Source organism: Desulfobaculum sp. SPO524 (assembly GCF_044987625.1).
Lineage (GTDB): Bacteria > Desulfobacterota > Desulfovibrionia > Desulfovibrionales > Desulfovibrionaceae > Desulfobaculum.
In genome coordinates, this window is sequence record NZ_JBJDSB010000003.1 from 114,697 (window position 1) to 134,536 (window position 19,840).

Annotated in this window: 25 protein-coding genes and 1 pseudogene; 10 read left to right on the forward strand and 16 right to left on the reverse strand. The window is 58.4% G+C overall.

Annotated features, from left to right (window positions below; all coding sequences use genetic code 11):
• The first annotated feature begins 225 nt into the window (after positions 1–225).
• The gene (locus ACI3L3_RS11715; protein ID WP_404845309.1) at positions 226–522 is read left to right on the forward strand and encodes a hypothetical protein; all 297 of its coding nucleotides are present in this window, start codon (positions 226–228) and stop codon (positions 520–522) included.
• A gap of 94 nt (positions 523–616) precedes the next feature.
• Here ACI3L3_RS11715 and ACI3L3_RS11720 read toward each other — a convergent pair whose 3' ends face one another.
• From ACI3L3_RS11720 to ACI3L3_RS11730, 3 genes are all read right to left on the reverse strand, one after another.
• Complete coding sequence (locus ACI3L3_RS11720; protein ID WP_404845310.1) at positions 617–2,782, reverse strand: methyl-accepting chemotaxis protein; 2,166 nt, start codon at positions 2,780–2,782, stop codon at positions 617–619.
• Between the two features lie 352 nt (positions 2,783–3,134).
• Positions 3,135–4,622 (reverse strand): sodium/pantothenate symporter, encoded by a 1,488-nt coding sequence (gene panF, locus ACI3L3_RS11725; protein ID WP_404845311.1) that lies wholly within the window; start codon positions 4,620–4,622, stop codon positions 3,135–3,137.
• Positions 4,619–4,957, reverse strand: a complete 339-nt coding sequence (locus ACI3L3_RS11730) for a YhdT family protein (RefSeq protein ID WP_404845312.1) — start codon at positions 4,955–4,957, stop codon at positions 4,619–4,621. Before ACI3L3_RS11730 ends, panF begins: the two co-directional genes overlap by 4 nt.
• A 309-nt stretch (positions 4,958–5,266) precedes the next feature.
• On the opposite strand from ACI3L3_RS11730, the gene ACI3L3_RS11735 reads away from it, so the two are divergent.
• The 3 genes from ACI3L3_RS11735 (at position 5,267) to ACI3L3_RS11745 (ending at position 8,563) form a co-directional block, all read left to right on the forward strand.
• Complete coding sequence (locus ACI3L3_RS11735; protein ID WP_404845313.1) at positions 5,267–6,034, forward strand: sulfite exporter TauE/SafE family protein; 768 nt, start codon at positions 5,267–5,269, stop codon at positions 6,032–6,034.
• Between the two features lie 8 nt (positions 6,035–6,042).
• Positions 6,043–6,459 carry a MarR family winged helix-turn-helix transcriptional regulator gene (locus ACI3L3_RS11740; protein ID WP_404845315.1) on the forward strand — a complete coding sequence of 139 codons (417 nt, stop codon included), beginning with the start codon at positions 6,043–6,045 and terminating at the stop codon, positions 6,457–6,459.
• A gap of 331 nt (positions 6,460–6,790) precedes the next feature.
• Positions 6,791–8,563, forward strand: coding sequence for a methyl-accepting chemotaxis protein (locus ACI3L3_RS11745; RefSeq protein ID WP_404845316.1), 1,773 nt, complete (start codon positions 6,791–6,793; stop codon positions 8,561–8,563).
• 134 nt (positions 8,564–8,697) lie between these two features.
• Here ACI3L3_RS11745 and ACI3L3_RS11750 read toward each other — a convergent pair whose 3' ends face one another.
• Positions 8,698–9,507 (reverse strand): class I SAM-dependent methyltransferase, encoded by an 810-nt coding sequence (locus tag ACI3L3_RS11750; protein ID WP_404845317.1) that lies wholly within the window; start codon positions 9,505–9,507, stop codon positions 8,698–8,700.
• Between the two features lie 394 nt (positions 9,508–9,901).
• On the opposite strand from ACI3L3_RS11750, the gene ACI3L3_RS11755 reads away from it, so the two are divergent.
• A complete protein-coding gene (locus ACI3L3_RS11755; RefSeq protein ID WP_404845318.1) occupies positions 9,902–10,342 on the forward strand; it encodes a flavodoxin in 441 nt (146 codons plus the stop codon).
• A 460-nt stretch (positions 10,343–10,802) separates the two neighbouring features.
• Here ACI3L3_RS11755 and ACI3L3_RS11760 read toward each other — a convergent pair.
• Positions 10,803–10,913, reverse strand: a pseudogene (locus tag ACI3L3_RS11760) (transposase); the annotation flags it as partial.
• A 107-nt stretch (positions 10,914–11,020) separates the two neighbouring features.
• Between ACI3L3_RS11760 and ACI3L3_RS11765 the strand changes: the two are divergent.
• From ACI3L3_RS11765 to ACI3L3_RS11780, 4 genes are all read left to right on the forward strand, one after another.
• Positions 11,021–11,206 (forward strand): hypothetical protein, encoded by a 186-nt coding sequence (locus ACI3L3_RS11765; RefSeq protein ID WP_404845319.1) that lies wholly within the window; start codon positions 11,021–11,023, stop codon positions 11,204–11,206.
• A 22-nt stretch (positions 11,207–11,228) separates the two neighbouring features.
• The gene (locus ACI3L3_RS11770) at positions 11,229–11,384 is read left to right on the forward strand and encodes a hypothetical protein (protein ID WP_404845320.1); all 156 of its coding nucleotides are present in this window, start codon (positions 11,229–11,231) and stop codon (positions 11,382–11,384) included.
• Between the two features lie 113 nt (positions 11,385–11,497).
• Complete coding sequence (locus ACI3L3_RS11775) at positions 11,498–11,722, forward strand: DUF4160 domain-containing protein (protein ID WP_404845321.1); 225 nt, start codon at positions 11,498–11,500, stop codon at positions 11,720–11,722.
• Between the two features lie 13 nt (positions 11,723–11,735).
• On the forward strand, positions 11,736–12,194 hold the full coding sequence (locus ACI3L3_RS11780) for a DUF2442 domain-containing protein (protein WP_404845322.1): 459 nt from the start codon (positions 11,736–11,738) through the stop codon (positions 12,192–12,194).
• Between the two features lie 689 nt (positions 12,195–12,883).
• Here the strand turns inward: ACI3L3_RS11780 and ACI3L3_RS11785 are convergent.
• The 9 genes from ACI3L3_RS11785 to ACI3L3_RS11825 all read right to left on the reverse strand — a co-directional run bounded on the left by ACI3L3_RS11785 (position 12,884) and on the right by ACI3L3_RS11825 (position 18,596).
• Complete coding sequence (locus tag ACI3L3_RS11785; protein WP_404845323.1) at positions 12,884–13,903, reverse strand: tyrosine-type recombinase/integrase; 1,020 nt, start codon at positions 13,901–13,903, stop codon at positions 12,884–12,886.
• The gene (locus ACI3L3_RS11790; RefSeq protein ID WP_404845324.1) at positions 13,903–14,118 is read right to left on the reverse strand and encodes a helix-turn-helix domain-containing protein; all 216 of its coding nucleotides are present in this window, start codon (positions 14,116–14,118) and stop codon (positions 13,903–13,905) included. Before ACI3L3_RS11790 ends, ACI3L3_RS11785 begins: the two co-directional genes overlap by 1 nt.
• Complete coding sequence (locus ACI3L3_RS11795) at positions 14,115–15,938, reverse strand: DNA cytosine methyltransferase (protein ID WP_404845325.1); 1,824 nt, start codon at positions 15,936–15,938, stop codon at positions 14,115–14,117. The genes ACI3L3_RS11790 and ACI3L3_RS11795 overlap by 4 nt, the downstream gene beginning before the upstream one ends.
• Positions 15,931–16,581: a hypothetical protein gene (locus ACI3L3_RS11800; protein WP_404845326.1), complete on the reverse strand. Its 651-nt coding sequence runs from the start codon at positions 16,579–16,581 to the stop codon at positions 15,931–15,933. The genes ACI3L3_RS11795 and ACI3L3_RS11800 overlap by 8 nt, the downstream gene beginning before the upstream one ends.
• Entirely contained in the window at positions 16,574–16,825 is a 252-nt protein-coding gene (locus ACI3L3_RS11805) for a hypothetical protein (protein WP_404845327.1), read from the reverse strand. Before ACI3L3_RS11805 ends, ACI3L3_RS11800 begins: the two co-directional genes overlap by 8 nt.
• Complete coding sequence (locus ACI3L3_RS11810) at positions 16,822–17,178, reverse strand: hypothetical protein (protein WP_404845328.1); 357 nt, start codon at positions 17,176–17,178, stop codon at positions 16,822–16,824. Before ACI3L3_RS11810 ends, ACI3L3_RS11805 begins: the two co-directional genes overlap by 4 nt.
• Before the next feature lie 3 nt (positions 17,179–17,181).
• Complete coding sequence (locus ACI3L3_RS11815; protein ID WP_404845329.1) at positions 17,182–17,370, reverse strand: hypothetical protein; 189 nt, start codon at positions 17,368–17,370, stop codon at positions 17,182–17,184.
• Positions 17,371–17,505: 135 nt separating this feature from the next.
• The gene (locus ACI3L3_RS11820) at positions 17,506–18,228 is read right to left on the reverse strand and encodes a hypothetical protein (protein ID WP_404845330.1); all 723 of its coding nucleotides are present in this window, start codon (positions 18,226–18,228) and stop codon (positions 17,506–17,508) included.
• On the reverse strand, positions 18,228–18,596 hold the full coding sequence (locus ACI3L3_RS11825; RefSeq protein ID WP_404845331.1) for a hypothetical protein: 369 nt from the start codon (positions 18,594–18,596) through the stop codon (positions 18,228–18,230). The genes ACI3L3_RS11820 and ACI3L3_RS11825 overlap by 1 nt, the downstream gene beginning before the upstream one ends.
• Before the next feature lie 110 nt (positions 18,597–18,706).
• On the opposite strand from ACI3L3_RS11825, the gene ACI3L3_RS11830 reads away from it, so the two are divergent.
• Complete coding sequence (locus ACI3L3_RS11830; RefSeq protein ID WP_404845332.1) at positions 18,707–18,967, forward strand: hypothetical protein; 261 nt, start codon at positions 18,707–18,709, stop codon at positions 18,965–18,967.
• 209 nt (positions 18,968–19,176) lie between these two features.
• Here the strand turns inward: ACI3L3_RS11830 and ACI3L3_RS11835 are convergent, their stop codons facing one another.
• Positions 19,177–19,308, reverse strand: a complete 132-nt coding sequence (locus ACI3L3_RS11835) for a hypothetical protein (RefSeq protein WP_404845333.1) — start codon at positions 19,306–19,308, stop codon at positions 19,177–19,179.
• A 185-nt stretch (positions 19,309–19,493) separates the two neighbouring features.
• Positions 19,494–19,733, reverse strand: a complete 240-nt coding sequence (locus ACI3L3_RS11840) for a phage tail assembly protein (protein WP_404845334.1) — start codon at positions 19,731–19,733, stop codon at positions 19,494–19,496.
• Positions 19,734–19,840: the final 107 nt, after the last annotated feature.

Genomic DNA, 19,840 nt, shown 5'->3' on the forward strand with positions numbered 1-19,840 from the left:
TGCCGTGAGCCGTCAGGGAGGGAATTCATCCCTTAGGATGGAGCTATAGCGAAATGCGTGTTGGGGCTCAAGCGTGGTGTTGGGTGAGATAAAAAGAAAATGAGCTAATGAAATAGAAGTGTTGCCCTTTTGAGGCTTGAGCCAGAGAAAAGAGCCTCTTGTGCGTGATACGTCGCGTTTGTATATTATAATTTGAGGTGCGTGTGTTGTGTGAAGAGTTAATGGATGAAACTCAATGAATTGAGGGGGGCAGTTATGGAAATTCGTTGTCAAAAGTGCGGGCATACGGAGGAAACTACGCTTGGCTTTTTTGTAAGTCTCATAGGTGGTGCCATGCCATTAGGAGGGTTCTGGGCTTGGACTGCGTATATTTTTGCAGGCACAGGGTTTGCGATGCCGATAGTTATTGCCATTATAACAGGGGGGGTCGGCTTGCTTGCGTTTAAAAAACAGATTGTAGAGTGGGTAATTAACAAAGGATATACGTGTTCAGGTTGCGGCGCGATAGATTGGGATGCCTAGCCCTTCCGCCCCTTGAGGGCGCAAAAAAGCCCCCGGTTTGTGCCGGGGGCTTTGGTTGTGGTTGGGGGCGATGGTGTGCCGCCGGGTGGCGGGGTTAGGCGTCGCGCAGGCGGTCGATGACGGTGGAGAGCCTGCCTGCGAGGGTGGTCAGCTCCGTGACGGCGCGGGTGGACTCGTCCATGGCCTGCGCGTTTTCCTGCGCGATGGTGTTCACCTCTTCCGTGCTGTGGCTGATTTGCTCGCTGGCGGCGGACTGTTCTTCCGAGGCTGTGGCGATGTTGCGGACCTGATCGGCAGTGGAGTCAACGATAGAGACGATGCGCTCCAGCGCTTCCCCGGCCTGCTGCGCCAGTTCCGTACTCTTGGTGACCTCGGCCGTGGCCTGCGCCATGTTTGAGATGTTGGTGTGTGTGCCGTTCTGGATGGATTTGACGGAGTCGCCAACTTGTTTGGTGGCGGCCATGGTCTTTTCCGCCAGCTTGCGCACTTCGTCGGCAACAACGGCGAATCCGCGCCCGGCTTCGCCAGCACGTGCGGCCTCGATGGCGGCGTTGAGCGCCAGCAGATTGGTTTGGTCCGCAATGTCCGTAATCACATTCATAATTTGACCAATGCCCTCGGCCTGCTCGCCCAGCTCGCCAAGGCTGCGCTCCAGACTGGTGGACATCTCGTGCACGCGGGTGATGTTGGTGACCACGTTGCCCACCACATCGCCGCCGGACTCGGCTTCCTTGCGGGCCTGATCAGCGGATTCGGCGGCCTGCCCGGCGTTCTGCGCCACTTCCAGCACGCTGGCGTTCATCTGCTCCATGGCGGTTGCGGCTTCACTGGTGCGCTCGCGCTGGACATCTGAGCCGCGGTTGGATTCTTGAATCTGCGCGGCAAGTTCTTCGGTGGCGCTGGAAACCTGCGACACAATGCCCGCCAGTTCGTCGGCGGCCTCAAGCATGCCTTCGCGCTTGGCGTTTTCCGCCTCTTCGCGCGCCTTTTCGGCGTCCCGCAGGGCGACTTGCGCCTTGGCGGTTTGGTCCTTGGCTTCTTTGGTCATCTCCTCGGCCTTGGAGATGTTTTTCACCAGCCCGGCAACCATGGTCTCCATGGCGGAATGCAGGGTGAGAATTTCGCCCCCAAAGCCAGAAGCATCGACCTTGGCGTCGAAGTTGCCCTGCGCCACTTCCTGCGCGGTTTGAGCCATGATGCCCATGGGCTTTGAAATGCTGCGCGCCACAAAGTACAGAGCGACGAGCAGGAGAAGTACGGTGATGACGGCGGCAACGATAATGGCCTGCGACAGCGCCGTGGCCTCGGCGGTGATTTTCGCGATGGGCGCGTTGATGCCAAGGTACCAGTACTGCCCGGTCTGCCCGAGGGGGATGGGGATGTACTGTACAAGGGAGCGCTCGCCGGTCACCTGCGAGGTGTGTTCGCTGGAGAAGGGCTTGCCCTGCGCCATGGCGGAGCGCAGGTCGCGCTCGTGTTCCAGGTTCACCACGTCAAAAATATTTTTGAGGACGTAGTCCTTGTTCGGGTGCGCCACCACGCTGCCCCCGCGGGTCATGAGAAAGGCGTAGCCCGAGTCGTAAGGGGTGATGGTGTCCACCATGTCGTTCAGGCCTTGAATGGACAGGTCGAGGGTGACGACGCCCTTGAACGCGCCGTGGACCATGATGGGGGCCGACGTGGTGGCCAGCAGCAGTTCATTGCCATTGATGGTGTAGTGGTAGGGCGGTGTGACGAAGGACTTTCGGGTGCGCTTAGGCACCAGATAGTAGTCGCCATCGCCGGGGACGTCGTATTCCGGCAGGGCCGTGACTTTGTACGTGCCGCCCTCGGGGTAGACGTAGGGCACAAAGCGCCCGGTCTTGTCGTGGTAGGGGGCGTTTTGGAACTGCGCGTCCATGCCGTCAAAGGCGTTCGGTTCCCAGCCCGTGCTGCCGCCCTGATAGAGCGTGTTCTTCGCGATAACGCTTTGGACCAACTGTACGGCGAGGTCGCGGTCCATTACGTCGCCGTTTTCGCGCATGCCGGCAAAGGCGCGCGCTAAGGCCTCGGCCTGATTCAGCCCCACCTCAATGCGCGCCTTGACGGCGTTGCCGTATTCTCCGCCAAGGGCCTCCATCTCGCGCTGCGCCACGTGCCGCAGCGCGTCCGTGCTTTTTTGTGAAATGGTGTACCCGATTGCGCCAAACGCGACGATGAGGAGCAGCGTCGTCGGCAGCATGATCTTGTACATGGTTTTGAGATTTCGAAACACCTTCACGATCGCCTCCTGATGGCCGTGGGAGCACGGCGCTGACTAAAACGGTTCCTTAAGAGCAGGATTGTGTGAGAAATACGTAAGTCTTTTGACAAATTATCGACAGGATTGTTGAGAAACTTAGGGATGTATTGAGAAAAATGCAGGAATAACGGGTGGCAAGAGGCGAGAGCTGTGCCACAGCGGGTGACTGTGCGCACAGTTTGGGCGGGCAGTGTCGCCCTGCGGACAGGGGTGGGGTCCGCTTTGTAGAACAGCGAAAATCAGCCTGCCATAGTCGATTTTGGGGAATTGGGCAGAGGCAGGAGTGGGCGAAAACGGAAAAAGCGGTGGGAGAAAGGCAAAAGGGGGGAGCCTAGCGGCTCTCCCCCCAGAAAAGGTCGATGACGCGGGGGTGTGTGGGCGGTCCTGCAAAGGAGCCAAGAACGAACGCCACAAGGGACGCCAGCGTTGTTGGCACAATGGCGTGCACGCCGCCCATGTCCGGCTTGGCGATGGTCAGGACGAAGAAGGTGCTGACGCCTACAAGGATGGACGCCACCGCGCCGGTGCTGTTGGCCTGCTTCCAGTACAGTCCGAGGATGATGGGCCACAGGAACACGGCCTCCAGCCCGCCAAAGGCAAAGAGGTTAATCCACACCAGCAGGTCCGGCGGCTCAATGGCGGCCAAAAAGACCAGCAGACCGATGACGGAGGTGGAGATGAGGCTCTTTTGCTTGAGGCTGGCGGAGGTCATGCGCGAGGCGTCGCCCCCGAGGCGGTAGTGAATGTACAGGTCCTTGATGATGGCGGCGGAGGCCAACAGGAGCATGGAGTCCACGGTGGACATAATGGCCGCCAGCGGTCCGGCGATGAAGACGCCCGCCCAAAACGGCGACAGGAGCTGCATGATAAGGCTTGGCATGGCAAGGTCGCCCGCTGGCAGGTCCGGGAGCACGGCGCGGCCAAGCGTGCCGGACAGATGCGCGCACAGAATCATGAAGCCAATGATAACGGTGCCGATGATCATGGCGTTGTGCATGGCGCGCGAGTCGCGGTAGGCCATGCACCGCTGCGTGGTCTGGGGCAGGCCGAGGATGCCAAGGCCAACCAGTATCCAAAAGGACAGGATAAAGGGCTGAGGCACGGCGTCCTTGGGACCGGTGGGAGTGATCAGGCCGGGATCAATGCTCTTCAGCGTGGCGATGCACTGGCTCATGCCGCCGCCTGCGGTTACCACCGCGTTGAGCACCACAACAGCCGCCACCACCATAACAATACCCTGAATGGCGTCCGTCAGCACCACGGCGCGAAAGCCGCCAATGGCGGTGTAAAACACCACGGAGATGCCAAACAGCGTCAACCCGACGATGTAGGGATAGCCCGTCACGGCCTGAAACAGCCGCGCCCCGCCGATGAACTGCGCCAGCATGGCCGCCATGAAAAAGACCAACAGCGCCACACTGCACAGGATGACGACGGCGTCACTTTTGTACCGGGCGCGCAGAAAGTCCGTCAGCGTTACGGAGTTGGTCTTGCGCGCCATGATGGCAAAGCGCTTGCCCAGAACGCCCAGCGTCAGGAATGTGGCCGGAACCTGAATCATGGCCAGCAGTACCCAGCTCAGGCCAAGGGCGTAGGCCACGCCCGGTCCGCCCACAAAGCTGCTGGCGCTGGTGTAGCTGGCGATAATGGTCATGGCGAGGACAAAGCCGCCCATGGACCGACCGCCAATGAAGTAATCCTCCAGAAAGCCCTGCGAGGAGCTTTGCGCATTGGCCTTGCCCCGTGCCCATAGCGCAACGGCAAAGGAGAAGGCGAGGTACAGGATAACGGGGATTATGGCCTGAACGTGCACGCTCATGAGGCTTCGCTCCCGGCCGTTGTGGTGGCGGGGCGCTTTCGGGGCGGCTCGTCCGTGCCGCTGTGCTCGGCGACCTTGTCGTCCAGCGGGATGTCCTTAAAGAAGACCCGCACCATAACCCACAACAGGCCCACCACCAGCGGGTAGCCAACGATGCAACTGTAGAAGAACCATGCGGGAAGGCCCAGCACGTATGTGTATGTGTCCGGGTCGCCGTCGCCCAGTCCGTAGGCGCAGACATACCACCAGATGAAATACAGCCCGTATGCGCCAAGGGCGAGGAGCGCCTCGCGGTTGGCTTGCGCAAAGCGGCTGTCGGTTTTGTGGGTGCTCATACTTGAATCCTTGATGGATGAACAATGCGCCATCCACGCGGGGCAGCGTTCCCCATGCGGAGCGGGCGCGGTAACGAGGCAATGCAAAAACACGGTTGCCGCTATGTGTCTACTCGAATTTTGCGGGTATTTGCAAATGATTATGTGTTTTTTTGTGGCCTTCGAATTTGTTCCCGTATGGCGGGCGCTTGCCAAAGAGCTAGGGGCCGCGCGTGCCACTGCGTACACAGAAAGAGGAAATTTTAGTTTGACATTCAAACAATCCGAAGACTAGAAAGTTTGAAAATCAAACTTTATGGAGCTGTAGGTATGGATGCTGGGACCTATTTTCTTGTGGCAGTGCAGAGTGGGCTTGTGCTTGGGCTGATTCATGGTGTGAATCCCTGCGGGCATTCATGGGTGGTGCTGGCGCCCTTTGTGGCGGGGGAGAAAAGCGGATGGCGCGTGTCGCTTTTGACGGCGGCGTTCATCAGCGGAACGGCGGCGGGGTGCATTGCCATTGCGGTGGCGCTGGGCGCGCTGTCGACGGGCTTGCCGGAGTCCGCGCGCTATGTGGTGGACTGCGTAACGGCGGGGCTGATTATTATCTTGGGGGCCATTATGTTGGTGAAGCCCCAGGTGCTCCACAGCCACGACCATGATCATGACCATGACCATGAGGACGGCGGGCACCATCACCACGGGGCAACGTGCTCGCACGACCATGCGCACGACCACGACCACCACGGCGCATGCCAGCATCACGGGCACCACAGCCACAACGGGGACATCCGCCGCAAAACCGCCTTTGGACTGGCCACCATCGGCTTTGTGAACGTTATTGTTCCGTGCCCAACACTTGCCATGATGTATTCCTACGCGATAGATGCGGCCAGCATTCCCCGCGCGGTTGGGGTGTTTGGCGCGTATGCCTTGAGCACCGGCGTTGCCTTGGCGGGCGTGATTTTTGTCATATTCAAGGTGACGAGTATGATTCGCCGCTTGCAGCAACCGTGGATTGAACCGCTGGTCATGCGCACCGTGGGGATGATGACGATGGTTTTCGGCGCGTGGTCGTTATATATAGACATGGCCTAGGAGGCGGAGTGAGCGATATATCGAATCTGACGAATCAGATTGTGGAATTTTATGAAAAGCTGTCTTCGTGGGAGCTGAGCGTGGTGCGCGAGCAGGGCATGACCCTGCCGCAGATGCATACGTTGGAAATCCTCGGCACGCACGAGCCGCTGCGTATGAAGGAGCTTGCCCAGCGCATGGGCGTGACCACCGGCACGCTGACTATTCAGATCGATAAGCTGGAGCGGCTGGAAATGGTCCGCCGTCGCCCGCATGAGGAGGACCGCCGCTCCATCCTTGTGGAGCTGACTCCCAAGGGCAAAGCCCTTGCCGAAGAGCACCACACCCTGCATGAGCAACTCACACGTGACATTACAGCGCAGCTTGGCAGTGAGGAGCGCCGCGCCCTCGAAGAAGCCTTCCGGCGCATGAACTGCGAATTCTAGAACGCTTCACATCACATGCACTATAGCGCCCCGGTGGAAAGGACACAGCTCCTTCTGCCGGGGCGCTGTGCGTTGGGAGTTTTTCCTTGTATGACGGGAAGATGTGCCAACTTAAGAAGGCAGACTGTTGCCCGTGGTTGGCACGTGTGGGCCGGAGGAAAGGGGCTTTTCAGAATGGGACGAGGCGGGATGTTCCAATAAATCAGAGTGTTATGCTTCCATAGCGCGCGGTGGGCAAAGGTGGAACCCTTTTTGCTGAGAATGTGGTTTGTTTCACAAGGCCCGCGATATGGGGAAAATCACGTGACGAGGAAAGGAAGGGGGAAGTCTCTTGTTGAAGAGTGCTCAGACGCTGAAAGTGAAGCTGGCCGGAGTGGTTGGTTTTTGTATTGTGTCCATTGCGGGCATTTTGCTGCTGTCCTTCATGGAACTATTGCAGGTGGAACGCGACTTCAAAATCATGAAGCAGGAAGCCTTGGACGGACAGATGGCTTCCCTCGCCATCACGCGCGATGTGAACTATATCAGCCGCCTGACGCGAAACATTATGCTGGGCAGCGATATTGAAAAGGACCTTGGCAAGCTCAATGCGCGCATCGCCGCCATAAAATCGAATTTTGACGTGCTGGAGGCTTCCGCCACTTCTCAGAAGGAACGCCAGCTTATGCGGCAGGCCCGGTCCGCCGCCCTTGGCTTTGTGGAGGACGGCAGGCGCTTTGCCCGCGAACTGCGGGGGCTCCCAAAGGCGGAGCGTTACACGAAGTATCCGGACTACGGGCGTTCCGCCACGCCGCTGGCCCAGAAGTCCCGCAAGCATTTTGGGACGTTGGTCAAGCAGAAGGATGAACTCTACAAGGCTTCCGTCGCGGCCTATGACGCGCAGCTACGCGAGGCGCGGCGGACGGTGGTTCTTGTAGGCTCTGTGGTCACGGGCTTCATCGTTGTGCTGAGCGTTTTGCTTCTGCGGGCGGTGCTGGGGCCGCTCCGGCAAGCCACCGCGTACACCGAGCGTATCGCCGCAGGCGAATACGACGCCAGCGTTGACGCCTCGGCCCTGAAGGGCGAAGTGGGCGACATGGTCAAGGCGCTGCAGCATATGGCCGACAATCTCAAGGTGAGCATGGCCGAGGCGCGAGAGCAGGCCGACAAGGCGTGCGAACAGGCCGAGAGCGCCCGCCGCGCGCAGGAGGAGGCCGACGCCGGACGCCAGCGTGTGACGGCGCTCCTTGGCGAAGTGACGACTGCGGCGCAGCGTGCCACGGGCATCAGCGCGCAGATTGGGCGCGAATCCAACGAGCTGTCCGAGCAGATGCAGGGCATCAATAGCGGCGCCAGTCTGCAGCGCGACCGCGTGCAGGAAACCGCCACCGCCATGGAGGAAATGAACGCCACCGTGGCGGAGGTGGCCAGCAACGCCGCCCGCGCCGTGGAGGAGGCCGACGTCGCCCGCAGCAAGGCGCGCGAGGGCGCGGATATTGTCCATGAGGTGGTGGAAGCCACGGCCGAGGTCAATACGCAGGTGGACTCCATGCAGACTGCCTTTGAGGATTTGGGGCGCCGCGTGGAGGAAATCGGCCAGATTATGAACGTTATTACCGACATTGCGGACCAGACGAACCTGCTGGCGCTCAACGCCGCCATCGAGGCGGCGCGCGCGGGCGACGCCGGGCGCGGATTTGCCGTGGTTGCTGACGAGGTCCGCAAGCTGGCGGAAAAGACCATGCAGGCCACCAAGGAAGTTGGTGGTTCTGTTACCGGCATTCAGGCCGGGGCCAATTCGAATATGGCGGCTATGGAAAAAGTGGCCGCTGCTGTCTCGCGCAGTAGCGATTTGACGCACAACGCAGGCCAGGCACTGGGTCAGATTGTGGACATCGTCAGCGAGACCGCCGACCATATCCAGTCCATCGCGACGGCGGCGGACCAGCAGGCATCCGCCAGTGAATCCATCACCCGCAGCACCACGGAAGTGAACCGCGTGGCGAATGAAACCTCGGAAAACGTGCACCAGTCCGTGGAATCCATCGCCAACGTGGCGCAGCTAGCGGAGGATTTGAACACGCTGATGGCGCAGCTTGAGCAGCGCCGTGAGGCCGGAGCCTAAGCGCTTCGCCTCTGCCGCAACAGGCAACAAGCGGGCGCCCCCGGGACGAGATGTTCCGGGGGCGCTGTTGGTTGCGCAGTGTGCCCCCGCGCTAAGGGGGGCAGGCCGGGGCGGCGCGTTTGCCGGGCGGGGTGTTAGGCCGCAAAGCCGAAGTGGACGATTCTGTTGGACAGGTACGGGCGCAGTCCGGGGCACCGGCCGATGTAGCCCCACCATCTCCAGCGGTCCTTGAAATAGTCGTAATAGTCCCACTCCTCAATGAACGTGAGCTCCGGACTCCAGCTTTCGATGTCGCGGCTTCTTTTGAGGCCCCACTTGAAGTCGCTCAGGGTGCCCAGTTTGTTGATGGCGTCGTGGTGTTTGCCTTTGCCCACAAGGAAGGGCGGCAGCATGTCAAAGAGCATTTCGCTGCCGGGAAATCGCTGGGCCAGGCGGCGGAACAACGGGCGCAGGTGCCGCTCGTCAATGTACATGAACAGCCCCTCGCAGATGAACAGCACGGGCTTGTCATGGGCGTCTATCCGGTCCATCCAGTCGTGGTCAAAGGCCGAAGCGGCAAGAAATCCGTTGCGTTTGCCCTCCGTAAAGAATTGCCGCCGCATGCCAATGGATTCCTGAACGTCGAGGTCGTACCAGAAGGTGATGTTTTCGTTTTTCATGCGCTCCACGCGCGTATCCAGCCCGGCCCCGATGTTGACGATAACCGCGCCGGGATGGCGGGCGATAAAGTCGCGCGTTGCGTTGTCGAGCAGCATGGTCCGGACGGACACGCCAACCTGCGACATCCACGATTTTTCAAAGACCGAAAAGTCATAGGCAATGCGAGAGACCATCTCGACGGCTTTTTCGTCGCGGATGATGGGGTGGGGTTTGCCGGTTTCCACGGCCCGCGCCCAAAGGGGGATGAGCATGGTTTCCGGAATCCCCGTCAATGTATCCTGCATGGTGTTCTCCAAGAACCGTCCAAAAAATCGGGTGATGTGAATGAATGATGAAATTCACACCTAGCGCCAATTGATGTTGAAAGTCAATATCAAGAGTGGTAGGGGTGAAGCACACAAGGGGAAACGAGGTGAAGGGCGCCCAGCCCGAGCCCGCCGCGCGGCCCTTCTGCCTCCCCCTTGCCGCCGCCATGGCGCGGGCTGGTAGCGGGGACGCGGGAGTTGGACGCGCGAGAAGACGAGAAGGACACACAAGGACGACGAAAGATGACGCACATGGAGCTCACAGGATTTTTGCCACACATGGCGCCTCACTGTATGGAACTGCTTTCCCCGTGCGGGAAAGCCCGGTGCTCTGCGTGAGCACGATATCAATTCGATATGCAGAGAGGTTTGTATGAGTAAAGTACTGGTCGTCTACGGTTCCACCACGGGCAACACGGAAAGCGTGAGCGAGGTTATCGCCAAGGCACTGACCAACGGCGGGCATGCTGTCGAGGTGCAGAGCGCAGGCGATGTCAGCGCTGAGAACCTCGCGGAAGGCTACGACGCCGTCTTCTTTGGCTGCTCCACGTGGGGCGACGACGAAATTGAACTCCAAGACGACTTTATCCCCCTGTATGACGATTTGGACAAGGCCGGACTCAGCGGCAAAAAGGTTGCCGTCTTCGGCTGCGGCGATACGTCCTACGAGCACTTTTGCGGCGCGGTGGACGTTATTGAAGAAAAATCCGAATCCCTCGGCGCCATCCTCCTTGGCGACACCCTTAAAATAGACGGCGACCCAGAAGCGGACGAGGTCGCCACCTGGCTCACCCCCATCAGCGCCAAATTGTAATCCGCTTCGCCGCGCCACCGCATGAGTATCAAAGGGAACAGCCCATGGGCTGTTCCCTTTTTGTGTGGAGCAGGGGAGAATGATTTTTGCATCAATGCAGGCGAGCGCGCCGCCACAGCCGCTTGCGCCGAAGCCGGGGGCGCAGTAGTGCTGTGTGGACGCGTCTTCCGTGAGGCGTTGAAAGATGAGTCGCCCGTAGGTTGGTAGTAAAACGTCGACCGATTCAAATGCAGCAACTCGCGCTGCCGTCGGATACTGAGCGCTGGGTGGCCCTTATCGACCAGCCCACGCCTTCGCGCGCAGCTCAGATTTTGGCGAAGGCTTGTTGTAAAAAATCCTTTTCCACCGTTAGCTGACCAATTTGGGCATGTAATTTTTTAATTTGTGTTTCATAGCTCTGCTGATCATTTGGGATCTTGCAAGTGAATGACGAGACCACCTCTTCTTTGGCCTGCTTTTTCTACTGGGAAATTTGATTGGGGTGAACTCCATACTTGGTGGCCAACTCGGAAAGAGTGAGTTCCCCGGTCATCGCATCAAGCGCGACCCGAGCCTTGAACTCGGCACTGAATTTTCTTCTTTTTTAGACATGAACTGCCTCATCGCGACAGCTTATGTCCACCTTAGCGGCTGGTCCAGTTTTCTGAGACCATTTCTATGTCCGAGCTTTCCTCTTAAATGCTTTTCAGTGAACTGCGGGACATCGTAGACGTCCTTGAGCACGTCGGCGAAAAGGTGGACGGAGCCGAGAGCGTGGCGCTGAACTACCTTGCTGAAAAGCTCCACGCCTTGTCCAAGGCCATGCATCCCGCTGCCCCGTCGGTGATCTCCAACGCCGAAGGGGATGCGTCATGGCTGAACTAACACGGAGACGCAACAAGAGGCCGTGGCAAATCTCATAGATGCGGCTGCAACTTTACAGGCCTTGGCTAAGTGCCACGAAGACGACGAAACCAACCTCGTCCCCGCACTTCGCCTCCTGAGCCGCTGCATCTACGACAATGTAGAAAAGTTCCTGCCTCTGTATTCCGGGCAGGAGTAAGACAAAAACAAGCCCCGGTGCCGAAAGGTGCCGGGGCTTGCTAGTGCATTCTTTGCACTGACTTCTTGACTGAGTGCAAACAGTGCACTAGTTTGGTGGTAACGAGGAGCACAATGCCGACCATCGTACGCTTTAGAAACAACGTGATTAGAATCTACGCGTCAGACCATTTTCCGCCGCATTTCCATATTGTTGGGCCAGATGGCGCGTTGGTGGTCGAAATTGCTACCCTGAATGTTCTTGCCCAGAAAGGGCGCATGGATAGCCGCGAGGCTATGGAGTGGGCGAAAGCCAACACTTCGACCCTTTGGGCAGAATGGAATAGGCTGAATGCTTAGCAAGGAGGCAGGCATGGCTAAGAAGCATGAACTTCCGCAGATCAAGACGGCAAGCGCCCTTGCCCCGCACACTGTGCGCGTTACGTTTGATAACGGCGTAACGGCCACCGTAAGCCTGACCAGTCACCTGAACCGTCATAAGAAGGTGTTTGCCTCCTTGCTGGAGGACGCCGAACTGTGGCGGCAGTTGGCAGTGGATGAGTGGGGGTGGGACATCAACTGGGGCGAAGATGTGGCCGTCCCGGCGGATCTGCTCTGGAGACTCCACCTCTACCAGTCCGGCGAGGCCATGGCTCCGCAGGACTTCATAGACTGGATGGACCGCCACAGCCTCACCCTCGACAAGGCTGCCGCACTTCTCGGCATAAGCCGCCGCCAAGTGGCCTACTACAAGAGCGGTGAACAGCTCATCCCCAAGACGGTGCGCTTGGCTTGCCTAGGCGCAAGCGTGGAGCTTGGGAAGGCTAGCTGACGGAAAAGAGAGAACGAAGGAAACGCCCCGGTGCCGAAAGGTGCCGGGGTTTTTATGTGAGGTGTCATAAAAGTTGCGCACGCATCTACCCCGCCGAAAAAACGAACTTTCACCCACCCCCGCCTGCGGTGTTTTTCGTCGTTTTTTGGCAAGTTCGGTGTGTGGTGCAATGGGATGTGGAGGGTGTGGTGGGCGGTGTTTCGGTGGAGGAAGGGCGGTTGCACGGTGTGCTAGGTTTGGCAAGATCGTGCAATGGGAGTGGGGGAAAGAGTGGAAAGAGCGTTCACGTGGGAAGGCTGATGGAATAAGGGGCATTGTCACCTTTTTCCGGAATGGAGCGTCAGGCAGCGCCGAGGGACAGAATGGGGTAGCATTTAGGGTCGCACTGGCGGATGGCCCGGAGTGAGGGACAAACGAGGGACAGGCGCTCGGGCTGCCTTTGCACAGAATGGCGTGGGATTTCAGGCGGTCCCCAGAGGGAGGGCGCAATCACGATGCGTAAAGTTTACGCACGTTGGGTAGCAATAGGGTAGCAAGACAAGAAAAAGGGTTTACGAGAAATCCTCGTAAACCCTTGTATTCTCTGGAGCCAGCGATGTGAATTGAACACACGACCTGCTGATTACGAAGAATATGAGAAGTGACGGTATTGCTTGGTTTGCGGGGGGACTTTACGCAAATTTTACGCGTTACTTGATTCGGACAAGGGGGAAGTTTACGCGCTGGATTTCGTCCTGCAGGTGGTCGTCAGACAGGTGGGCGTAGATTTCTGTCGTGGCGTATCGGGTGTGACCGAGGAGGTCTTGCAAGGTTCGGAGATCGCCACCGCCTTCGAGGAAGAGCACCGCGAAAGAGTGGCGCAGATCGTGGAGGCGCATATTGCCGAATCCCGCTTTGACGAGTGCGGCCTTCACGTTGTGGCTGATTGTGTCCGGGTGTTCCCAGCGCGAGAAAATGCGGCCTTTGCCTTTTGGGATACTGTCCAAGATAGTCTTGAAGGTTTGAGACATTGGATACCAGCGGCAAAGATGGGTTTTGCTTTTGCGGATAAAGTAGCGGTTGCGCTTCCAGTCTATGTCTGGCCACTCGAGGTTGAGCAGTTCCGCACGGCGGCGGCCTGTAGCAAGGTAGGCCATAACGAGGGCGCGCAGATCGGCGTCTTCGATGGTCGAAATAATGCGGGCAACATCTTTCTTGTCGAGGAAGGCGGGGGCCTTTTTCTCAGCACGCAGTTCTTTGACGCCCTTGAACGGATTGCTCTTGAGGTACTTCCATTCGACGGCTTTGTTGAACACTGAACGCAAGTGGCGGATGTAGTTATTTATGGACGTTGGTTTCAGCCCGCGTTTACGGCAGGCGGTGATGAGCTTGTCGGCTTCTTTAGCGCCGAGCCTGTCTAGGCGTGTGGTGCTTCCCGTGACTTGCCTGAGGTTTTTGACCGCCAGCTTGTCAGCCCGAGCGGTTGCAGGGCTTCGGTTTACGTCGGCCCATTCTTCATACTCTGCGGCGAACTCCGCCAGCGTGATGCCGCATTCTCCCGTAAGGGATTGTAATTTGCCCGCAAGGTACTGGCGCTTGATTTCATTGAACAAGCGTAGAGCTTCCGCTTTATGAGGCGTTCCGAGGGAACGCCTCTTGCGGTTCAGCTCGTAATAGTAGTTTGGCGAGCCGGGTATTTTGAATGGTTTACGAAGCCCCATGCCTTTCATTACCGCAGGCCTCTCACATGCTCAAGCACTCTTGCTTTAAGTTCACTGCCCTGCAACAGGGCATGGCAGCTATCTTCGGATATTCTCCAGTCCATCCGGTTTCCGGCCGGGATTTGCTCCGCCTCGACGATGCCTTCAACACAGTAGCGCCGCATGGTCTTGCGGCAGACGTTGAGCAGTTCGCAGGCTTGTCCCATCTTGAGGAATCTACTCATACCGCCTCCTTCGTATTTGATACTGCCAACCACGCACAGTTCGCTTTAGCGAGCGCTGCGGCGAGAGGCGGGCAGACAGAATTTCCACACATCCGTACTTGGGCAGCGCGAGAGAAGTTCTCGCCGTCGGCTCCGTGCTCGATGATGTAGGATTCTCGGAACCCCTGCGCGCGGAACAGTTCCCGTGGGTTCAGCATCCGCATTCCTATGTCTGCGATGACGTATGCTTGTCCACGAACGGTGACCAAGCCGAAGCGGTCCTTGGTCGTCGCTGTGCCCATGGGACGCTTGAGGTTGTGCCCGCCTGCTTCACTCCCGTAGTATTTCATAAGGAAGGCTCGCACCTCTGCATGGTGCTGACCGCCTGCTGATACCGTGCGAAGTGGCTCTTGTTGAGGCTGGCCGATATTCTGCCCGCGCATCTTGATGAGGCTACTTGCGATAAGCGCGGACTTTCCACCACCTCCTGCTGTAGTGGTTCCAAGCGGTGCCTTGACCGCGTTGCCGTGAGATTCGCCGAACTGGCGATCAATATGGGCCATCACAACGGCGTTGTGGTCTTTGGTTGTGATGGTCGGGACCGGGGTACGCGTGTCCGCGCCCACTACGCCTGTGAAATGCTTGGCGAGGAACGCGCTTACGAGCGCATGCTTCACGCCGCCGGCTACAGCCGTCCCAAGAGGCCTATCCAGTCCCGGAACACGCGGGCTTTGCCCTGCCCGTTCGCCGTATCCGGTCTGAATAAGCGTCGGGCACACCACCGCGTGCCTGTTTTCCGTGGTTTGTGTTCGCAGCGGGACACGCAAGGATTGCCCCCGGAATTCGCCGGGGTGGATTTCTCCATAATAGGTCGAGAGGAACGGGGCGACCACGGAAAACCCCGGCGCTTTGGTCACGGTTTGCAGTGGCTCGGCAATGCCCTGACCACGGAAACAATTATAATAGCTGGCCGTGTGATTTGATTTGACGATGAAAGGCTCGGCAATCTCCAGAACGTACCGCCGGATGCCTTCCGCAATACGGCGCAGAGTGGCGTCGGCCAAGGGCCGCTTGGCCCGGAGTCCGTATCGCTCTTTTATTTTCGCGCTGGTGTCGAAAATTGACGGGCACGGTTGTGTCCAGTCGATGCACTCAGCGGCAGTTCGCCATGGCGCGCGCAGGCCTGCCCTTACAGCTTCGCTCTTTGGGTCTCCATGGGTCGGCTCAGGCCACACAATAGGCAACCCGTCCCGCCGAGCAATGAGGAACAACCGCTTGCGGATTGTTGGCGCTCCGTAGTCGCATGCCCGCAGTTCACGGTACTCAACGCGGTAGCCGTGGCGACGAAGGCGGCGGAGGAACATCCGCCAGGTATCGCCGGCGGACTCCTTGATGGGACGCCCCTGCGCATCAAGCGGTCCCCATGTCTGCATTTCCTCCACGTTTTCCATGATGATCACGCGGGGGTGGGTTTCGGGCACCCACTTGTCGGTGATGACCAGCGCAAGGGAACGGATTTTGTCGTTTCGAGTTGGGGCGCCCCCCTTGGCTTTGCTGAAATGTGTGCAGTCCGGGCTTGCCCACAACAGGCCCACGGGACGGCCCTTGGTGGCATAGGTAGGCGGGACATTCCAAACATCCTCGCACATGTGCAGCGTATCGGGGTGGTTGGCCCGGTGACAGGATACGGCCTGCGGATTATGATTGATGGCTATGTCGGGGTTGCGCCCCATGGCCATACGGATACCCTCAGACGCGCCGCCGCCACCTGCGAACAGGTCGACGATGATTTCTTCTCCCGCGTCAGCCGGACCGCCCAGCATGTCGTATAGGCTACGCATGCGGCCACCCCTCCGGCTTCTCGCAGCGCTCGAACTGGATGACCCACACCCACGGGTTGTCGGCCCACCGCACGCCGGACTTGGCGAGGTCATCCCAAAGGACCGCAAATCCTCCAATATAGTTGAGAAGGGGGCAGCCATTTTCGCGCTGGCAAACGTCCATTGTGCAGTCTTTTGGGTCAACGCGACATTCAATTGATACGCCTTCGGCTACCGCATCTGCCTCTGTGATGTCCTGTAACCGCTCAACCCGCACATCGACGACACGGAGCCACAGGCGGCAGGCCCACTTGGGCATGTGAATGGAGGGGCACCACTTGGCGCTTGGCCCAATCTCCCATTCGTCCCGCTCTGCCGTTGCGCGATAAACGGCGGAACCGCCGCCCGCTATTTCCGCCCACGTCTCACGCACCCACAACACGTCGCCGACGGCGTAGGGCGCTTTCACCTCGCAAAGATCGGCATCGCCATTTCCGTCGAAGACAGCCCAGCCCTCCAGCAAGGTAGACCAAGCGAGACGCCCACGTGTGCAGCCTGTCTGTTTCGCGATTTGCATAAAATCGATAACCCGCCGCGTCTGAGTCTTCTGGCCCGCGAGGATGGTGCGGACCATAGACCCGTTGAAAAGGATTGGTTTAATCATGCAGCACCTCCTCGGGGTCGGGCAGGTCGGGAATGTTGTCGGCGAGGTTGTTGAACAGCTCGTCGTCTGGGTAGTGCAGAAGGTAGAGCACGCTAATCATTCTGCGGAGTTCGTGGAGCCTGTTTTGCGCCTCGTCGAGGAAGTCGAATGGCAATACTTCTTGGTGCTCTTCGACAAGCCTCACGATGTCGGCGTATGCATCGCCGAGGGCGAGGCGCAGGCCGTCTATGTTCACAGACATCACGCAGCCCTCCTTTCCATTTCGTCAGCTCGTTCCCGCATGGCTTTCATAATGTCTTTTACGGAGTCCCATGGGATGAAGAGCTTTTCTATGGTGGCTTCGTCCTCATCGCCCACGATTTCGCGGGTAAAAGAGAACTCGCCTGAAAACGCGACCTTGGTTGCTTTGGTCGGTTTGATCACCTGTTCGAGGGCTTCGCAGCGGGTTTGCGTCGCGCCGAGTTGGCGCGTCAGTTCGGCGTTTATGGTGTCGAGCTGGTGCAGTCGGCGTGCGATCTGTCTGAGGAATCTTTGAGACAGGGGGACGCTTGTTTGCGCGATGGTCCGTATGAGTTCGTCCGTTGTCGGTTCCTTCATTGTCTAAACCTCGCCGTTACACAGCGCTTCAAAGAGCGCGTTGAAGGGTGTGTATCCTTCATTCCAGAAGGCCCACCACTGGCCGCCCCAGCCTTCCCTTGAATCAAAGGTGGCGATTGCTTCGGGGGCGAAGCCGAAGTCTTTGGCCGCCGTGTGGGCCAGCTCCTGCATCCAATCCGTGAAGAGTGCCATAGTCGTATCTCCAATGCGTTCAGAGTGTCGGCTGATGCATCAGGCCATGAACAGGGGCCGCGCCCATGCGCGGGCCTTGGTGATGGCGTGATGGCAAGGGGGCCGGGGAGGGGAGGCCCGGCCCCCTTGGGTGGGTTAGGCGATCACACTCACGCCTTCGGGCAGGTTCGTCTGGAGGTACTTCCGAATGGCGATGGCTACGCCCTGTTTCCATGCGCCGCCATCGGCGTCGATGAGTCTGCACACGACACCGCGTTCGCTCTGCGACATGCGGAACACGAACTGGCGTTCGGGCTGTTCGATTTCATGGAACGTGCTGTACGGGTACAGCTTGCAGGGGTTGGGCAGCTCTACCTGCTGCAAGCGTGCGACTCCGGCGCGGGCGTTGACGTGCTGCGTGACGCCGTCGTCGATGATATCGGTGGAGGATTCCACGCGGACTCCTGCAACAATTTTCAGCATGGCTTCTCGGTCGCCGCCTTCGCCGAACTGCGCCTGCAAGTTCGTGATGAATTCATCCGTCGAAATCCACTGGTCGAAGACATACGAAGGAAGCAGGGGGGCGGCGGTCACGTAGTTCGGGCGCTGGAGGAAGTCGTCCGTCAGCTTGTCGCGCACTGCCACTTTGGTCGGGCCATCGACGTGGACGACAAGGTTTTCCAGTTCCAAGTTGTCACGGTTGTCGGTGAGGTAGTTGACCAGCGCGGTCAGCGTAGAGACGCGCAAGGTTTCCGGCATGGGGGCCAAGACTTCGTGCGCCGATTTGGTCAGGTACTTGCGTCCCTCAATTTCAATGACTTCGGGGCGTTCATTTTCTGCGCCCACTTTGAGAACGCTTTCGAAAAGGGATTTGAGCATTAGTTAGCGCCTCCTGCTTTGCGGAACGGGGTGACGTTATCGGGTTCGACTTCAGGTAACAGGTGCTGGCCGGGGTTGTAGGGGCCAAGCTCGGCGGCTACGGCCGTTCCGGTCTGGTCCTTATCCACATAGAGGGTGGAATCCATGGGGGCCTGTGGGGCAAGGGCCGTCTTGGTGCCGATCTGGCACGTGACGTTCTGGCGGTCCGCGCTCGGTGTGAGGGTGATTTCCAGCGTGACCTTGCGTTTTTTCTTGGGGTCCGTGTTGGGGTCCAGAATGTTGTCCCACGCCTCGCTCAAGCAGTAGTCGAATGCCTCGATAGCGGCACCGCCTTTGAGGTTGGCAAGAGAGACGTATCCATCTTCCATAAGAAGAACCTCCGGTTGCGGGTTTGGTTGGTTTTGCATCTGTCAGTACTGTGCGCTATTGGTCTGGCTGTATCTTGCTTCACCTATTAACCAGTAAAGGAGTATGAAAGATGCAGTTCGAAGGTGCCCTGATAAAAGAACAGGGCGTGACATTTGCAATTGTCGTCGTGAAACAGCATGTGCTGAATAATTCCACTCAGCGGGAAGATGTTCAGCGACAATTCACGCATTTTTTCCAAAACCCTGTTGTGCTGATGGCTCAAGATAGCAGCGGACGTTCTAAGTTTTGGGGACGCCCGGATTTAGTGGACTTCCTTGTGAATGTCCCCGTTTCACTTATTCCGTGGAAGAAATACACCATCAGTAATTGATAGTTGCCTAAGGTACTCCAGCGCTTTCGTGAGGGCCTCGGAACTTTCGCGAAGGCGCTGGGGTGAGGTGGACAGCAAGACGTTGTTGTCGGCGTAGAAGCCAAAGATCACTTCATTGCCGTCTGAGACTTCAATGTTGACTCCATTCGGTCTCCATTCGGCTTGCCTGTTGTCCTCATCAGGCATTTTCCCTCCTTTTACTTTGCGGGTTAGATGGTGCCGGTTATCCACTGCCCTGCGGCCACGAGGGCCATGTATGCGGCGAGGAAACAAACGGCTCCTACGGTGCGCCACGCAAGAAGGGCGACGGTATGCAGGGTTCTACGGAACTGTGCAGGCATGGTGTTGCCCTCCTTGTGTGGCGGGTTTTGGTTGTTGATGATTTTGTGGAGTCAGTTAGCGGTTGCCTTCGGTATGTCTGCAATCCAAGCAAGCATGTCCTCCACGGGCATGCTTGTTAGCTCTGCGAACGACCATCCTGTGTAGTTCGCAAGAAGAAGCACGCACCGCCGCGCCTCAGGCGGCGTTAAGAAAAAAAATCCCGGTAGGCCTCCTGAAGCTTGGTATAGTCCTTGAGGTCCATGTCTTTGAGCACCTCGGGTGACACCTCGCACAAGTTTGCGAACAGGTTAAACTCCTGTTCTGCGCTGCTCTCTGTCTCGCTTTGGACGGCGATTTGGTCACGTACCTTAGGGCGGCGCATGTGGAGGGTGTCCAGACGCTGGCCTTTAAACTCCACAGGGTAATCAAGCGATATCCGCTCCACTGCTTCCTCCTTTTGATGTCGCAGATGTCGGGCAGTTCTGAATGGATCGGTATTCACAGACAACGGGGTACTTGCCGGGGATACGCAGCTTCCGGCGTGCTCCAGTC

Excerpts from the sequence above, each read along its gene's own strand:
- ACI3L3_RS11715 (WP_404845309.1), top strand. The coding sequence starts at position 226 with ATGAAACTCAATGAATTGAGGGGGGCAGTTATGGAAATTCGTTGTCAA.
- panF (WP_404845311.1), bottom strand. The coding sequence starts at position 4,622 with ATGAGCGTGCACGTTCAGGCCATAATCCCCGTTATCCTGTACCTCGCC.
- ACI3L3_RS11730 (WP_404845312.1), bottom strand. The coding sequence starts at position 4,957 with ATGAGCACCCACAAAACCGACAGCCGCTTTGCGCAAGCCAACCGCGAG.
- ACI3L3_RS11735 (WP_404845313.1), top strand. The coding sequence starts at position 5,267 with ATGGATGCTGGGACCTATTTTCTTGTGGCAGTGCAGAGTGGGCTTGTG.
- ACI3L3_RS11750 (WP_404845317.1), bottom strand. The coding sequence starts at position 9,507 with ATGCAGGATACATTGACGGGGATTCCGGAAACCATGCTCATCCCCCTT.
- ACI3L3_RS11755 (WP_404845318.1), top strand. The coding sequence starts at position 9,902 with ATGAGTAAAGTACTGGTCGTCTACGGTTCCACCACGGGCAACACGGAA.
- ACI3L3_RS11765 (WP_404845319.1), top strand. The coding sequence starts at position 11,021 with ATGCTTTTCAGTGAACTGCGGGACATCGTAGACGTCCTTGAGCACGTC.
- ACI3L3_RS11775 (WP_404845321.1), top strand. The coding sequence starts at position 11,498 with ATGCCGACCATCGTACGCTTTAGAAACAACGTGATTAGAATCTACGCG.
- ACI3L3_RS11780 (WP_404845322.1), top strand. The coding sequence starts at position 11,736 with ATGGCTAAGAAGCATGAACTTCCGCAGATCAAGACGGCAAGCGCCCTT.
- ACI3L3_RS11785 (WP_404845323.1), bottom strand. The coding sequence starts at position 13,903 with ATGAAAGGCATGGGGCTTCGTAAACCATTCAAAATACCCGGCTCGCCA.
- ACI3L3_RS11790 (WP_404845324.1), bottom strand. The coding sequence starts at position 14,118 with ATGAGTAGATTCCTCAAGATGGGACAAGCCTGCGAACTGCTCAACGTC.
- ACI3L3_RS11795 (WP_404845325.1), bottom strand. The coding sequence starts at position 15,938 with ATGCGTAGCCTATACGACATGCTGGGCGGTCCGGCTGACGCGGGAGAA.
- ACI3L3_RS11800 (WP_404845326.1), bottom strand. The coding sequence starts at position 16,581 with ATGATTAAACCAATCCTTTTCAACGGGTCTATGGTCCGCACCATCCTC.
- ACI3L3_RS11810 (WP_404845328.1), bottom strand. The coding sequence starts at position 17,178 with ATGAAGGAACCGACAACGGACGAACTCATACGGACCATCGCGCAAACA.
- ACI3L3_RS11815 (WP_404845329.1), bottom strand. The coding sequence starts at position 17,370 with ATGGCACTCTTCACGGATTGGATGCAGGAGCTGGCCCACACGGCGGCC.
- ACI3L3_RS11820 (WP_404845330.1), bottom strand. The coding sequence starts at position 18,228 with ATGCTCAAATCCCTTTTCGAAAGCGTTCTCAAAGTGGGCGCAGAAAAT.
- ACI3L3_RS11825 (WP_404845331.1), bottom strand. The coding sequence starts at position 18,596 with ATGGAAGATGGATACGTCTCTCTTGCCAACCTCAAAGGCGGTGCCGCT.
- ACI3L3_RS11830 (WP_404845332.1), top strand. The coding sequence starts at position 18,707 with ATGCAGTTCGAAGGTGCCCTGATAAAAGAACAGGGCGTGACATTTGCA.
- ACI3L3_RS11835 (WP_404845333.1), bottom strand. The coding sequence starts at position 19,308 with ATGCCTGCACAGTTCCGTAGAACCCTGCATACCGTCGCCCTTCTTGCG.